The sequence below is a fragment of the Rhodococcus (subgen. Prescottella) equi genome, assembly GCF_003013675.1.
GTDB classification, from domain to species: domain Bacteria; phylum Actinomycetota; class Actinomycetes; order Mycobacteriales; family Mycobacteriaceae; genus Prescottella; species Prescottella equi.
On the sequence record NZ_CP027793.1, the window covers coordinates 4,891,756 to 4,905,251 of the forward strand.

Genomic DNA, 13,496 nt, shown 5'->3' on the forward strand with positions numbered 1-13,496 from the left:
GGCGCCGCGAGCCACAACCGTGCGTTGTATCCGTAGGGTCTGAAGGGTGGACATCGAAGCCGTGCGAACGTTCGTCGCTGTCGCCGAGACCGGACGGTTCCAGGAGGCCGCTGTGGATCTGCGCATCACCCAGCAGGCCGTGTCCAAACGGATCGCCAATCTGGAACGCACCCTCGGAGTGACGCTGTTCGTGCGGACAGCACGGGGCGCGGCGCTCTCGCCGGATGGTCGAGCCTTCCTTCCGCACGGCCGCGAAGTCCTGCGGGTGATCGACCGTGCGACGGCGTCCGTTCGTCCGGGTGGACGTACGTTGCGCGTGGATGTCCTGAACCGACGGATCGCCCCGGCCCTCGCCTTGCGCAACTTCCACCGAGTTCACCCCGACATGGATCTCGACGTGGTGGCGTTACCGGACACCGACGTGACCGCGGCGATCGATGCTGTCCTCGCCGGATCGATCGATGCGACGTTCCGCTCCGTGCCGGTGCCTCCACGAAAACTGCCCGGTTCTGTGTCCGTGGAACGGGTACTCGACGATCCGCTCCAACTGCTCGTAGGACCGGACCACGCACTCGCCGGGGCGCCGAGTCTCCGCCCGCAAGACCTGACCGGTCATCGCATCTGGATCCCGGGGATCAAACCGGGCACCGAGTGGGGCTCCTTCTACGACGAGCTCGGGGAGTCGTTCGGTCTGTCCATCGATGCCGTCGGGCCCGACTTCGGAGCTGAGGCGCTGATGGATTCGCTCGCTGGCTCCCCCACCTTGGCAACGCTCGTGGGAGCCGGTGACCGATACGTCTGGCCCGCCACACACGGCCTGCGGCGCATTCCCATCACGGATCCGACCCCCGTCTACCCGCATTCACTCGTCCATCGGAACGGAAACCCACATCCAGCCTTGGCCGCGCTGCGTCGCTACCTGGACACCTCTCGAGTCATCCCACCGGGACGACTTTGGACACCGAGTTGGGCCACACGAGCCGAGTGACGAGCACGACCGCCGGCCAAGCCGGGCGGCGTGAACTCCGACGCTGGCGTGACCCGCACCCCGCTGTGGCCGGCACCCCTACCAGGTGTCGGCTGCAGCGTCACGCGGCGTGTGGTCCGGCGCGGTTGTGGGCGGGGACGGGTTTCTTGTACGGGTCGACGGTGCTCGGTGGGGTGAACCACGGGTGCCGGTCGGCGCCGATTCTCACGCCCCAGTGGCTGTGATGCAGTAGCTGGTGGTGGTAGCGGCAGAGTAGGACGAGGTTGTCGAGGTCGGTGGGTCCACCGTCTGCCCAATGCTTTACGTGATGGCCTTCGCAGTGGGCGGGTGGTGTGCCGCAGCCGGGGAAAGCACAGCCGTGATCGCGGGCGATCAACGCTCGACGCTGCTTTTTCGACACGGTTCTGCTGGTGCGGCCCAAGTTCAGGGGCACGCCATCGTCCATGACGATGGGGGTGAGGTGACAGTCGCAGGCCAGTCGCCGGGCGGTTGCAATGGAGAGCGGTCCCATGTGGGGCATGCGTGCGATGTCCTTGTCGCCGAACAGGTCCGACCCTTCGTTCGGATGCGTCCACTCGTGAGCCGACTCGCTGCGGGCGAGATCGCTGGCGTTCACGTGCAGTGACAGGTGGGGCCGCTCCCCGCCCTCGACGGGTGCGTCGCCGGAGTCGAGGTAGCGGCGCAGAATCTCGGCGAACGCGTCCGCCCGCTGCCGTGCCGGGGTGAGTTTCTCGGCCGGGTCGTCGACCGGATTCCTCGGTTTGGTCAGCGCGGACAGTGCGGTCAGGAGCATTTCACCGGTGACGGCGTCGAGGTCACCCTTGACCGAGACCCGTCCGTTCAGAGTTTTCGAGGCGTGGAACTCGTTGCGCTCGGTGTCTTCGCTGGGTGGGAGTTCGTCGGATTCGAAGATCCGCTCCAACCGGGAGATGCAGGTGCGGACGGTCGTGGTGGTCGCGGCGACACCGGAAGCGGCGTCCAGCAACACTTTCCGGCACGAATCCAACGCTTCCACGGGCATGCCGCGCGGCGGGGTCTCGCAGAACTTCCCGATCAACGCCGCATGCTCGGCCGAAATATCGCCGGCATTGAACGCGTCGGCGATCTCGGGCTGCCGGCTCAGCATCCGGCCCAACGCGAGGATCCGTGCTGCGGCCGGCACTTCCAGCAATGTGTTCGCGGCCAGCCACTGCTTGACGCTGCGGAAGCCGAGGGTGTCGAATGAGACTGCGCGCTCGTCGATCTCGGCGACGGTGGCTGCGCGTAGTGCTTCGAGTTGTTCGATCGCGTGGCAGATGTCGAGGCCGGTCTGCACCAGCAGGATTTCTGGCAGCGTGTGCACGTCTTCTGGTCGCGGCGCGGCGACCGTGACCAGCGTATTGAGTCCCCCCGGATTCATGACACGAGCTTAGTTCGAACTAGTGTTCGAGTCAAGACCTGTCCCGTTCGTCAGACTTTCCGGAGAGCATCCGGAAGGAGCTTGCGGCGGCGGGAATCGCTTCGCGTGTTGAGGATTCCAGTCGCGGGTGACTGCGGACAAGATCAACCATGGCTCGATCACCAGATTGATCGCGATATGCGCGATGACGGCAGGTAGGAGTGCGCGATCCGATAGCAGATATACGGCCGCCAATCCTGCCCCCAGGCATGTTGTCGAGACAACGACCGGGATCGCTATGGCCCATTCTCGACCGAGAAGAACCCAAGCGCCGTGGGCAACGCCGAATGCCAGTGCAGATGCGCCGATCTGGCCGACCGCTCCGATCCCGTTATCGGCGAGTGCATCCATCACCATTCTGCGGAAGATGACCTCTTCGATTGCGCTCGACGTGATGGCCACCCACACGCCGAGCGCCTTCAGTGGCGAGATCTCGGTGACGTGTTCCCGGACGAACGGCACGGACCACAGCGTGTACGAGATGTAGCCAACTGCCACGAGGACGGCCCCCATCCACCCCACGGGTACGGCCAGACGATCGCCGACGAGCCCAACCTGTTCGGCCAGGACGGATGCGGACCCAGCGACAAGCCAGAGGGCGAGTGGAGCCGACGTCGCAATTGCGAACGCGAACAGAACGATTGCCGTGTAGCGGCGCGCTTGATGCATGACCACCTCCTATTTCGCACGACTGTACTATTAAATCTGAACGCCTGACCGAGGAGAGGTAATGCCAAAGGTTGTCGACCCGCAAGCACGTCGGGACGCGCTGAGTCGAGCACTGTGGAAGGTCGTGCAGCGCGATGGGATAGGTGCGGTCTCCGTCAGATCGGTTGCTGCCGAAGCCAATTGCTCACCGTCTGCGTTGCGCCACTACTTCCCCAACTCCGAGGACATGCTCGCCGAGGCGCTGTCACTCGCCAGGGCACAGCAACGGCGCCGAATCGACTCGATGGTGGTCAGCGCGACGCCCCACCAACACGTGAAGCAGCTATGGAGGGAGGCGTTACCGCTCACCGAGGAATCACGCCTCGAGGCCCAGGTTTGGCTGGCAGTGCAGGTCGCGATCAAGACCACGCGGGTTGCTGAGGTCCTGGACTCGATCGACGCTGAACTCGATCACCTGTGCGAGTGGACCGCTACCGTCCTCGCCCCTGCTTCGGCGCCAGCCGTGACCGGTGCGGAGATACGCGCCTTCACAGATGGGCTGACGATGAACGCGGTACTTCGACCACGCACGTTCAGCTTCGACCAAGTGGCTGTTCTGTTCGATTCGTACCTTGCGCGCCTGCAGTAGGTCGGTGCTCGACCCACCTGCCGGGGTTGCCCTCGGTGCAACCCCGATCGTCCGCGACAACAAGACAGCTTCTCGACGCAAGACACTCGGATCACGCCCGTCCGCCCGAGCGGATGCCTTCAGAACAGCGTGAGCTCCGGCTCCGGCGCCCTCACCGGCGCGGATGCCGGGGTAACCGCGGCCACGGGACGTGGAGGTACCTCCCGCGGACCGAGCCCGGCCCACGGGCGAGCCTTCTCCGGCGTCGACGCGACGGCACGCGCAGCCTCACCCGCCAGTTTGTCCGCGATCTCGTTGAAGTGGTTGCCGACGTGTCCGCGCACCCAGCGGAAGCGGACCGGTCCGGATCGTTCGGTGATCGCGCGGTCGATGTCCTGCACCAGTTCGAGGTTCTTGACCGGTCCGCCCGACGCGGTCTTCCACCCCTTGCGCTTCCATCCGGGGAGCCACTCGGACGCGCACTTGATAGCGTACTGCGAGTCGGATTCGATGAGCAGCGGCTCGGGGCCGGGGTGCGCGACGATCGCCTCCACCAGCGCCCACAGTTCGGCGATCTGGTTGGTGCCGGACACCGCTCCGCCCGACCGGCTCGGACCCTCGTGATCGACCCACGCCCACCCGATGGCGCCACCGGGATTCTTCAGACACGAACCGTCGGTACTCACGATGATCATGGCTTCGGACAATACGTTGCCGCCCCGACGGCCGCCGGACAGGTCCCGGCCGGGCGACGATAGGCTGCCGGTGATGACCGATACGGCCTCCGAAGTGCGGTTCGAGCTGTCGACGCGACGTCCCGTGGACCTTGCGCCGACGCTGTCGCCGCTGCGGCGCGGACGCTTCGACCCGTGCCATCGGCGCGAGCCGGACGGCAGTGTGTGGCGCACGTCGCTACTGCCGTCGGGCGCGGTCACCTACCGGCTGCGGCAGCAGGGGCCGAGTGTGGTGGAGGCCCGCGCGTGGGGACCTGGTGCGGAGGAGTTGGAGACGTACCTGCCGGGTCTCGTCGGGGAGGACGACGCCGGCCGGTCCGACGACTTCGCGCCCGCCCACCCGAAGCTGGCCGAGGCGCACCGCCGCTTTCCGAACCTGCGGATCGTACGCACCGGCAGGGTGATGGAGGCACTGGTGCCGGCGATCCTCGAGCAGCGAGTACACGGCGTCGCTGCGCAGGCGTCGTGGCGGCGGCTCGTGACGAAGTTCGGGGCGCCGGCACCGGGACCCGCTCCCGACGGCATGCGGGTGCCGCCCGGTGCCGAGGTGTGGCGGCGGGTTCCGTCGTGGGAGTTCCACCACGCCAACGTCGACCCGCAGCGCGCGAAGACGATCGTCGCGTGCGCCCGCGTCGCCGATCGCCTCGAAGAGACCGTCGGCATGGACCGACTCGACGCCTACCGGCGTCTGCGCGCCGTCCCCGGCGTCGGGCTGTGGACCGCGGCGGAAGTCTCCCAGCGCGCCCTCGGCGACGCCGACGCACTCTCCGTCGGCGACTTCCACCTCGCGTCGGTCGTCGGCTGGACCCTCCTGGGCCGGCCCCTCGACGACGCGGGCATGGTCGAGTACCTCGCCGACCTCCGCCCCCACCGCTACCGCGCGATCCGCCTGCTCGAGATCAGTGGCCAGGCCCGCAAACCCAAGTTCGGGCCGCGGACACCGATCGTCGACCACACCTGGCACTGAACCTGGGCGCGTTCCGCCGCTGCGGCGCCCCGACGCCGCTCAGCGGCCGGTGACCAGTTTCATCACGTCCGGGTAGTTGGAGACCTGCCAGCCGCCGTCGACCATGAGGCTGGCGCCGGTGATGTAGGTGGCGTCGTCGCTCGCCAGGTACAGGCACGGCGCTGCGATCTCCTCGGGAGTCGCGGGGCGGCCCATCGGGATCCGCTCGACGAACCCGTTCAGCAGCGGCTCCCAGCCGGTGACGCCCGCGACGAGTGGGGTGTCGACGAGTCCCGGTAGCACCGCGTTGACGCGGATCCCGTGCTGCGACAGTTCGAGGGCGGCGTTCTTGCTGAACATCTCGACCCCGGCCTTGCCCGTCACGTACGGGCTTCCGCCCATCATCGGCATGCGGGCGTTGAACGACGCGATGTTCACGATCGCGCCGCCCCGCTCGTTCGCCACCATGTGCCGGGCCTCGTGTTTCGTGGACAGGAACACGCCCTTCTGCACGAGGTCGACGGTGAAGTCCCAGTCGGACTCCTCGAGATCGAGGATCATGCCGCCGCGTGCGGCACCGGCGACGTTGAACGCCAGATCCAGCGCACCGAAGCGCTCCACCGCGACGGCGACTGCTGCCGCCACCTGGTCCTCGGCGGTGACGTCGGCGGTCGCGCCGACGAACTTCTCGCCGAGTTCCTTCTCCAGGACCGCGAGCGCGTCGGTGGCGATGTCGATCCCGACGACGGATGCACCCTCGCCGATCAGCCGCTTCGCCACGGCCGCACCGATTCCCGATGCCGCACCGGTCACCACCGCGACGCGGCCGGCGAAACGTTCGCCGTCGAACGTGTTGTCAGACATGAGCTACCTCCACGAGAACCTTCATGCGACGCCCGTCGGACGCCGCCTGGACACCGTCGAGCACGTCCGCGAGCGGGACACGCTCCACCCACCCGTCGAGCGGATAGGCACCCGCCGCCATACGGTCGATGACGGAAGTGAATTCCTTGCGCGAGTATGCGAGGGACGACATCAGCCGCATCTCGCCGAACATCAGCGCATACGTGTTCAGAGGCACCTGCTCCTTGTAGGTCGCGAGCAGCACCACCGCGCCCCGGGGCCGAACGGCAGCGAGCGCCGTCTGCAACGCGGCACCGACTCCGGCGCACTCGAACACGACGTCCGCGCCCGCTCCGTCGGTGCGTTCCTGCACCGCCGCAACGAGATCGGTCGCCGTCGGATCGATCACGTCGAGGCCCAGCGCGGTCGCGACCGCACGCCTCGTCTCGAACGGCTCACTGAGCAGGATCCGGTCCACACCGTCCGCACACAGGTTGAGTGCGGTCGCGATGCCGATGGGCCCGGCCCCGAGGATCAGGGCGAAGTCGGTGTGCCCGACGCCGGACAGTTCGACGGCGTGCAACGCGACCGCCAGCGGTTCCACCACCGCGGCCTGTTCGAGCGAGACGCCGTCGGGCAGCACGTACACGTTCTCCGCGGGCACGGCGGTGCGCTCGGCCAACCCGCCTCCCGGAGCGTTGATCCCGTGGAAGGCCGCCGACGTGCACAGGTGCTCGTGCCCGTCCCGGCACCGGGCACACGTGCCGCAGTGATAGTTGGGCTGCACCGCGACCCGGTCGCCGACGGCCACGTCGACGACACCGGCGCCCACCGCGCAAACGACGCCGGAGAACTCGTGGCCGAGGATCTGTGGGCCGCACGCACCGGTGAGCGGATGCGGATGCTCGGAGATCCCGAACGAGTGGATCATGCCGAGATCGGATCCGCAGATGCCGTTGAACGCCACGTCGACGAGGACGTACCCGTCCGGCAGCTCCGGTTCCGGCACGTCCTCGACCCGCAGGTCGTCGATGCCGTGCAGGACAGCGGCCCTCACGCCTTGGCCGCCAGTTCGTCCTCGTACTTCTTGGTCATGTGCGCGATCGCGGCGTGCTGCGCCTCGTTGTACCCGTCTCGCTTCTGGCCGGCGCGGGCAGCGGCGTCGAACAGAGGTTGCGACTGTCCTTGGAAGTGCGGGGCCACCTGCTGCGCGATCAACTCGAACGAGCGCTTCGTCGCGGCCGGGGCGGCCCAGTCGGCGTTCATGATCAGCATCGAACCGAATCCGCCGGACTGCGTCACGAGCTTGCCGATCAGCTCGCGGGCCTGTGCCGGGGTGCCGATGATCCCCATGCCGGAGTGGTTCATGTACTTGATCATGTCGTCCATTGCGGCACCACCGGAGCCGAAATGCGGGAAGGCCGCGACCTTTCCGAAGTAGTCGATCCACTCGCCCAACCCGAATCGGACGTCCTGCTGCGCCTCCTCCTCCGTCTCCGCGATGTGCATCGGGCAGACGAGACGCCACTGGTCCCGGTCGACGGCGGTGCCGAACTCGGCGGCGCGTTCCTCCATGATTCCGAAATGGTGGCCGAGCGCGTCGTAACCCTCGGGGGTCAGCGTCGCGCCGATCGACAGCAGGCCGAGGCCGTGCTTGCCGGCCAGGCGCGGACCGGTGGGCGACGCCACCCCGGCGACGACGACCTCGAAACACGGGTGCGAGTACGGGCGCAGCTGCAGTTGGGCGTCGATCAGGGTGTGGGTCCGCGTGGTCGCGGTGACCGACTCGCCGTGGAGCAGTCGCACGACGATGTCGAGGTTCTCTTCGAGCAGTTCGCGGCACTCGGTGGGATTCAGTCCGATCATCGCCGAATCGGTCGGCAGCGAGCCGGGACCGACGCCGAGCATCACCCGGCCACGGGTGAGGTGGTCGAGCAGCACCATGCGGTCCGCGACCCACAGCGGGTTGTGGTAGCTCAGCGACGTCACACCGGTGCCGAGCTTGATGCGCTTGGTCCGCTCCGCGGCGGCGGCGATGAAGATCTCGGGGCTCCCGATGATCTCGCTGCCCGCCGAGTGGTGTTCGCCGATCCACACCTCGTCGAAGTCGAGCCGGTCCAGGTGCTCGACGAACTCGAGGTCGCGCTGCAGGGCGACGGTGGGGTTCTGGCCGATGGCGTGGTGCGGCGCGATGAAAGCGCCGAAACGAAGCCTGCCCATGCGTGTACTCCTCGGGAAATCGCTGAAACACAGTCGTCCCCGACGCTAGAATTCGTTCCGCCCGGGCGACAGTGCACTTTGGTGGACAGTTCCGCACACAGCGCCTCGGCCAGGCCGGGTACTCGGATGGGTGGTGAACTGTTTGACCGAGGTCTCCTTGCGGGCAACCGATTACGAGCGCGTCTTCGCGGTGCTCGATCGCTGCGTGGACGTGCGGCCGGTGCCGGAGTTCCGCACCCGGATCGCGGCGGCGATGACCGACGTCTTCCCGGTGCGGGTCGCGACGTGCTTCGTCGGCGACAGCTACGACAGTCAGTTCACCGATCCCGACGCCGCACTCGTCGGCGGACACGGGTGGGAGCGCAATCGTCCGGTCTACCAGGAGAAGTGGGCCCGGCACGACATCTTCGCGACCCCCGAGGCCCGTCGCCGGCTCGAACACAACCGCGTCGCGTCGCTCGCCGATCTACAGGACCTGCCCGCCGGTGCGGCCGCCTACGTGCGGGACTATCTGGGCGCCTGGGGCCTGCGCTCGGTCAGCGCGATGCACCTGGATCTGCCCGGTCGGGCGCGCGCTCTCGTGGGTCTCTTCGACGGCGACGACAGTGCGCTCGGCACCCGCGACCTCGCAACGCTGCGCCTGTTGGCCCGTCACCTGTCCGCTCTGACCCGCAATCTCGAGACGGCACCGCGACGCGACCCGTACGCCGCACTCACCGAACGTCAGCGTGACGTCGCGAGACTGGTTGCGGACGGTATGAGCAACGCGGCCATCGCGCGGCGACTCATGCTTGCCGAGGACACCGTGAAGAAGTACGTCAGCCGGATCCTCGCGGCCACCGGATGCGCGTCCCGCACCCAGTTGGCCCTCGAGGTTCAGTCCTTCGGGCCGCCCGCCACGTAGATCACCTGCCCCGACACGAACCCCGCCCCCTCGCCGATCAGGAACGACGCGGTGTGCGCGATGTCGTCGGGCACACCGACGCGGCGCACCGGCGTCTCGGCGGCGGCAGCGGCCATGAAGTCGTCGAACGGCACGCCGAGGCGCTCCGCCGTCGCGGCCGTCATCTCGGTCGCGATGAAACCGGGGGCGATGGCGTTGGCGGTGACGCCGAACGGACCCAGCTCGAGCGCGAGAGTCTTCGTCAGCCCCTGCATGCCAGCCTTCGCGGCCGAGTAGTTCACCTGGCCGCGATTGCCGAGCGCCGAGATGCTCGACAGGTTGACGATGCGGCCCCACTTCTGCTCGACCATGTACTTCTGCGCGGCGCGAGTGAGTAGGAAGGCCCCGCGCAGGTGCACGTTCATCACGGCGTCCCAGTCGTCCACGCTCATCTTGAACAGCAGGTTGTCCCGGGTGATGCCGGCGTTGTTCACGACGACGGTGGGGGCACCCAGTTCGTTCGCGATCCTGTCGACGGCGGCGGCGACCGACGCCTCGTCCGAGACGTCGGCGCCCACCGCGAGTGCGCGCCCGCCGGCACTCTCGATGGCGGAGACCGTCTCGGCACAGGAGGATTCGTCGAGGTCGAGGACCGCGACGGCGAGGCCGTCCGACGCGAGGCGCTTCGCGATCGCGGCGCCGATTCCGCGTGCCGCACCCGAGACCACTGCCACCCGCTGGTTGCCGTCCGTCATGTGTCGTTCCCTCCCACTGCCCGGTGTCGTCCGTCGGTGAGGCTACGCGGGCGACGGCGTCAGGACAGCGAGACCGGGGAGATGGTGGCGACGATCTGGTCGATCGCTCCGTTCTCGAAGGCGAAGGTCTCGACGATTTCGACGGTCATCAGTCGCTGCGGGCCGAAGCCGGCGTCGAGCAGGTAGCGGGTGTGGACGGTGTCGCCGGCCTCGCTCATCACGAGGTCCCGGACGCCCTGGATGACGCGGTACTGGACGCCGTGGTTCAGGTCGTTCGTGAGCTGCGGGCCGTTGAAGCCGGTCTGCAGTCCGGCCTCGACACGGGTGGCGTCGGGGGTGAACACGACGGCACTCGCGTCGTGGCTGACGAGCGCGTCGATGTAGGCGCGGGCCATCGCCTGGTTCGGGGAGTCGGCCGGGTTCGGCGCGGCCGAGGCAGCGGTGGGTGCCACCACGGCCATGGTGGCCGCGGCGAGCAGGGACAGGGTCGACGTCTTGGCGATACGCATGCCGCATCGTAGCTAGAACACGTTGCAGCACGGGCGGAAAACGCGCGTGCCCGGCGATGTCGCGTCATCGGGGGTAGACAAGAAATCATGGGACGATCCACCTCCGACGACGACCGGAAGCCATCCGAGCCACGGCGCGTGCGTTTCCCGCGCCGCTGGAGTCAGATCGACGAGACCCGCCGCGGCATCGTGCTGGCCTGGCTCGCGTTCACGGTCACCTTCGGCGGCGCCCGCCTGGTGACGTGGCTGATCCAGGTCGACTCCCGGGACTTCGGCGACGTCTCCGCCGGCGGCACGCACCTGCACCACTACCTGTGGGGCATCCTGCTGCTGGCCGGCGTCGCGATCTTCGGCATGGTCGACCGCAGTCCGCGCGCACGCACGTGGATGGGTCTGGCACTGGGCATTGCGCTCGCACTCATCGTCGACGAGGCCGCACTGCTCATCACTCTGCGGGACGTGTACTGGCAGACCGAGGGCTGGCCGAGCGTCGCACTCGGCGTGGTGCTGATCGGTCTCGTCGGCACCGGGCTCGTGGTCACCCGCAGTGGCGCCACGATCGAGGAGCCCGACGACCCCTCCGAATCCCAATCCGAATCCGCCGACGAATCCCACTCCGGGGACCGAAGTCCCGACTAGCGAGGACTCCCGACTCCCCCACACGGGGTACCTCCCACCGGGACGGACCGGCCCGGTCGGCCCCTTCCCGGCCGGACGCCGACGAACACTCCCGGTGGGCGAGACGCCGTGCTGTTACCGCCGCCACAGGTCGTTTAGCTTCGTGACATCGGCAACGACAGGAGTTACCCATGAGTACGGACACCGCCGCCATCACGCGCCTCCCCCAGATCCTCGAGGCTCAGAAACGTGCTGCGTCCGAACAGGGAACGCCGTCGGCCGACGAGCGCCGCGCCCGCCTGCAGAAGATGATCGACCTGCTGGTCCGCTACCACAAGCCGCTCACCGAGGCGATCGACGCGGACTTCGGTGGGCGCCTCGTCGCGTTCTCGATCATGAACGACATCCTCGGAGCCATCACGTCGCTCAAGCACACCCGGGACTCCCTCGAGTCGTGGATGGAAGACGAGGAGCGGCCACCGTACCCGCCGTACGACCAACTGGGCGCGAAGGCGTACATCCAGTACCAACCCAAGGGCTCGGTCGGCATCATCGGCACGTGGAACGCGCCGCTGTTCACACTGCTCAGCCCGCTGGCGTGCGCGCTCGGTGCCGGCAATCGCGCGATCCTCAAGCCGTCCGAGATCGTGCCGCAGACTGCGCAGGTGCTCGCCGACGCCGTGGCAGAGATGTTCGATCCCACCGAGGTCGCGGTCGTGACCGGCGGCCCCGAAGTCGCCGACGCGTTCACGTCGCTGCCGTTCGACCACCTCGTCTTCACCGGCAGCACCGAGGTCGGCAAGCTCGTCATGGCCAACGCCGCCAAGAACCTCGTCCCGGTCACCCTGGAACTGGGTGGCAAGTCGCCGACGATCGTCGGGCGCAGCGCCGACCTCGACGACGCAGCCAACAAGATCGCAATCGCGAAGGCCACCAACTCCGGCCAGATCTGCGTCTCCCCCGACGTGGTGTACGTCCCCCGCGAGGAACTCGACACGTTCGTCGGCGCGCTCGAGAAGTCGTACGCCTCGCTCCTGCCGTCCATCACCGACAACCCGGACGTCGTCGCTGTGGTGAGCGATCGTCACCTGGCCCGGGTGGAGGCTCTGGTCGCCGACGCCCGCGACCGCGGAGCACTGATCGTCGCCACCCCGGTGGACGAGAGCTCGCCCGTCGACGGCGACCGCAAGCGTCCGCTGCGATTGGTGGTCTCGCCGCCCGCCGAGTCGAAGATCATGCAGGAAGAGATCTTCGGCCCCGCGATCATCCTGCTTCCGTACGACCAGACCGAAGAGGTCATCGCGGACATCAACAGCAGGCCGAAGCCGCTGGCGCTGTACTACTTCGGCACCGACGCCGCCGAGCAGGAGGCAGTTCTCACTCGCACGTTCTCGGGCGGGGTGACGGTCAACGACATCATGATGCATCCCGGCATGCACGACGCCCCGTTCGGCGGTGTCGGCGCGTCCGGAATGGGCCACTACCACGGGCGGGAGGGGTTTCTCGAATTCAGCCATGCCCGTACGGTTTTCGAGGCGCCCGAACACGACCCGCGAGCCGAATGGGGCACGCTGCCACCGTACGGTGAGGGCTTCCTCGCCGCGATGGAGGCGCAGGTCACCCCGTAGCGGCGACATTGCCGATCAGTGAGATGTCTCCCCGCCGCCCTCTCGGGCGGCGGGGAGAATGTGTTTCATGAGCAGTGAACTCGTAGACCGCCTTGCCCTCACCGACCTCGTCGCGCAGTACGCGATCGCCGTCGACCACCGCGACGAACCGGCGCTGACCGTGCTCTTCGCCGACGACGCGGAACTGGTCCAGCCGGCCGGCCTGGTCCGACGCGGCCGGAACGCCACGCTGACCGGCAACGTGGGCATCGCCGCGGGGGTCCTCGAGGCCGTCGCGCATCTCCATTCCACCCGGCACGTCGTCAGCCAGCAGATCGTCGACCTCTCGGGCGACACTGCCCGCGGCCAGGTCTACGGCGAGGCCCACCACGTGTATGCCACCGGGGGCGGCCATCGCGACTACGTCGTGGCGATGCGCTACCAGGACGAGTACCGCCGCGCGGACGGCGCGTGGCGCATCTCCCGGCGGGAACTCTCGGTCGACTTCACCTACGACGTCGAGGTCGAGCTCCTGAAGTGAGAGCGCCCGCCGTCCCACGCAATCGTCGATCGAAGCAGTTCAGGAGATATTTGGCTGAGCGGAACAGGCCTTCCCCGACGGGCCGTCCGATCCTATAGTTCAGTCAAGCGATTGCTTGGGAGCTCGAGGGAGGGGCTG

Annotated in this window: 15 protein-coding genes; 7 read left to right on the forward strand and 8 right to left on the reverse strand. The window is 67.8% G+C overall.

Annotated features, from left to right (window positions below; genetic code table 11):
- Positions 1 to 46: 46 nt before the first annotated feature.
- Positions 47 to 988, forward strand: coding sequence for a LysR family transcriptional regulator (locus tag C7H75_RS22640; protein ID WP_106851864.1), 942 nt, complete (start codon positions 47 to 49; stop codon positions 986 to 988).
- A gap of 100 nt (positions 989 to 1,088) precedes the next feature.
- Here the strand turns inward: C7H75_RS22640 and C7H75_RS22645 are convergent, their stop codons facing one another.
- Entirely contained in the window at positions 1,089 to 2,387 is a 1,299-nt protein-coding gene (locus tag C7H75_RS22645; protein ID WP_106851865.1) for an HNH endonuclease signature motif containing protein, read from the reverse strand.
- A 9-nt stretch (positions 2,388 to 2,396) separates the two neighbouring features.
- Positions 2,397 to 3,095 carry a CPBP family intramembrane glutamic endopeptidase gene (locus C7H75_RS22650; RefSeq protein ID WP_159025991.1) on the reverse strand — a complete coding sequence of 233 codons (699 nt, stop codon included), beginning with the start codon at positions 3,093 to 3,095 and terminating at the stop codon, positions 2,397 to 2,399.
- A gap of 61 nt (positions 3,096 to 3,156) precedes the next feature.
- Between C7H75_RS22650 and C7H75_RS22655 the strand changes: the two genes are divergently transcribed.
- A complete protein-coding gene (locus C7H75_RS22655) occupies positions 3,157 to 3,723 on the forward strand; it encodes a TetR/AcrR family transcriptional regulator (RefSeq protein WP_080668444.1) in 567 nt (188 codons plus the stop codon).
- 119 nt (positions 3,724 to 3,842) lie between these two features.
- Here C7H75_RS22655 and C7H75_RS22660 read toward each other — a convergent pair whose 3' ends face one another.
- Complete coding sequence (locus C7H75_RS22660; protein ID WP_022598327.1) at positions 3,843 to 4,397, reverse strand: ribonuclease H family protein; 555 nt, start codon at positions 4,395 to 4,397, stop codon at positions 3,843 to 3,845.
- Positions 4,398 to 4,470: 73 nt separating this feature from the next.
- Here C7H75_RS22660 and C7H75_RS22665 point away from each other — a divergent pair, with 73 nt between their 5' ends.
- On the forward strand, positions 4,471 to 5,403 hold the full coding sequence (locus tag C7H75_RS22665; protein ID WP_022598329.1) for a DNA-3-methyladenine glycosylase family protein: 933 nt from the start codon (positions 4,471 to 4,473) through the stop codon (positions 5,401 to 5,403).
- A gap of 39 nt (positions 5,404 to 5,442) precedes the next feature.
- Here the strand turns inward: C7H75_RS22665 and C7H75_RS22670 are convergent, their stop codons facing one another.
- Genes C7H75_RS22670 through C7H75_RS22680 form a run of 3 tightly spaced genes read right to left on the reverse strand, consistent with a single transcriptional unit; the run spans position 5,443 to position 8,445 of the window.
- Positions 5,443 to 6,246 (reverse strand): SDR family NAD(P)-dependent oxidoreductase, encoded by an 804-nt coding sequence (locus C7H75_RS22670; protein WP_013417448.1) that lies wholly within the window; start codon positions 6,244 to 6,246, stop codon positions 5,443 to 5,445.
- A complete protein-coding gene (locus C7H75_RS22675; protein ID WP_022598331.1) occupies positions 6,239 to 7,282 on the reverse strand; it encodes an alcohol dehydrogenase catalytic domain-containing protein in 1,044 nt (347 codons plus the stop codon). Before C7H75_RS22675 ends, C7H75_RS22670 begins: the two co-directional genes overlap by 8 nt.
- Entirely contained in the window at positions 7,279 to 8,445 is a 1,167-nt protein-coding gene (locus tag C7H75_RS22680) for an LLM class flavin-dependent oxidoreductase (RefSeq protein ID WP_022598333.1), read from the reverse strand. The genes C7H75_RS22675 and C7H75_RS22680 overlap by 4 nt, the downstream gene beginning before the upstream one ends.
- Before the next feature lie 133 nt (positions 8,446 to 8,578).
- Here C7H75_RS22680 and C7H75_RS22685 point away from each other — a divergent pair, with 133 nt between their 5' ends.
- On the forward strand, positions 8,579 to 9,349 hold the full coding sequence (locus C7H75_RS22685) for a helix-turn-helix transcriptional regulator (RefSeq protein ID WP_233281815.1): 771 nt from the start codon (positions 8,579 to 8,581) through the stop codon (positions 9,347 to 9,349).
- Here C7H75_RS22685 and fabG read toward each other — a convergent pair.
- The gene (gene fabG / locus C7H75_RS22690; RefSeq protein WP_005517097.1) at positions 9,322 to 10,083 is read right to left on the reverse strand and encodes a 3-oxoacyl-ACP reductase FabG; all 762 of its coding nucleotides are present in this window, start codon (positions 10,081 to 10,083) and stop codon (positions 9,322 to 9,324) included. The genes C7H75_RS22685 and fabG overlap by 28 nt on opposite strands.
- Before the next feature lie 59 nt (positions 10,084 to 10,142).
- Positions 10,143 to 10,592: a DUF8021 domain-containing protein gene (locus C7H75_RS22695; protein ID WP_005517095.1), complete on the reverse strand. Its 450-nt coding sequence runs from the start codon at positions 10,590 to 10,592 to the stop codon at positions 10,143 to 10,145.
- Between the two features lie 87 nt (positions 10,593 to 10,679).
- On the opposite strand from C7H75_RS22695, the gene C7H75_RS22700 reads away from it, so the two are divergent.
- From C7H75_RS22700 to C7H75_RS22710, 3 genes are all read left to right on the forward strand, one after another.
- Positions 10,680 to 11,231, forward strand: coding sequence for a hypothetical protein (locus tag C7H75_RS22700; protein WP_022598337.1), 552 nt, complete (start codon positions 10,680 to 10,682; stop codon positions 11,229 to 11,231).
- 170 nt (positions 11,232 to 11,401) lie between these two features.
- On the forward strand, positions 11,402 to 12,838 hold the full coding sequence (locus C7H75_RS22705; protein ID WP_005517093.1) for a coniferyl aldehyde dehydrogenase: 1,437 nt from the start codon (positions 11,402 to 11,404) through the stop codon (positions 12,836 to 12,838).
- Positions 12,839 to 12,905: 67 nt separating this feature from the next.
- Positions 12,906 to 13,358: a nuclear transport factor 2 family protein gene (locus tag C7H75_RS22710; RefSeq protein ID WP_013417453.1), complete on the forward strand. Its 453-nt coding sequence runs from the start codon at positions 12,906 to 12,908 to the stop codon at positions 13,356 to 13,358.
- Positions 13,359 to 13,496 lie beyond the last annotated feature (138 nt).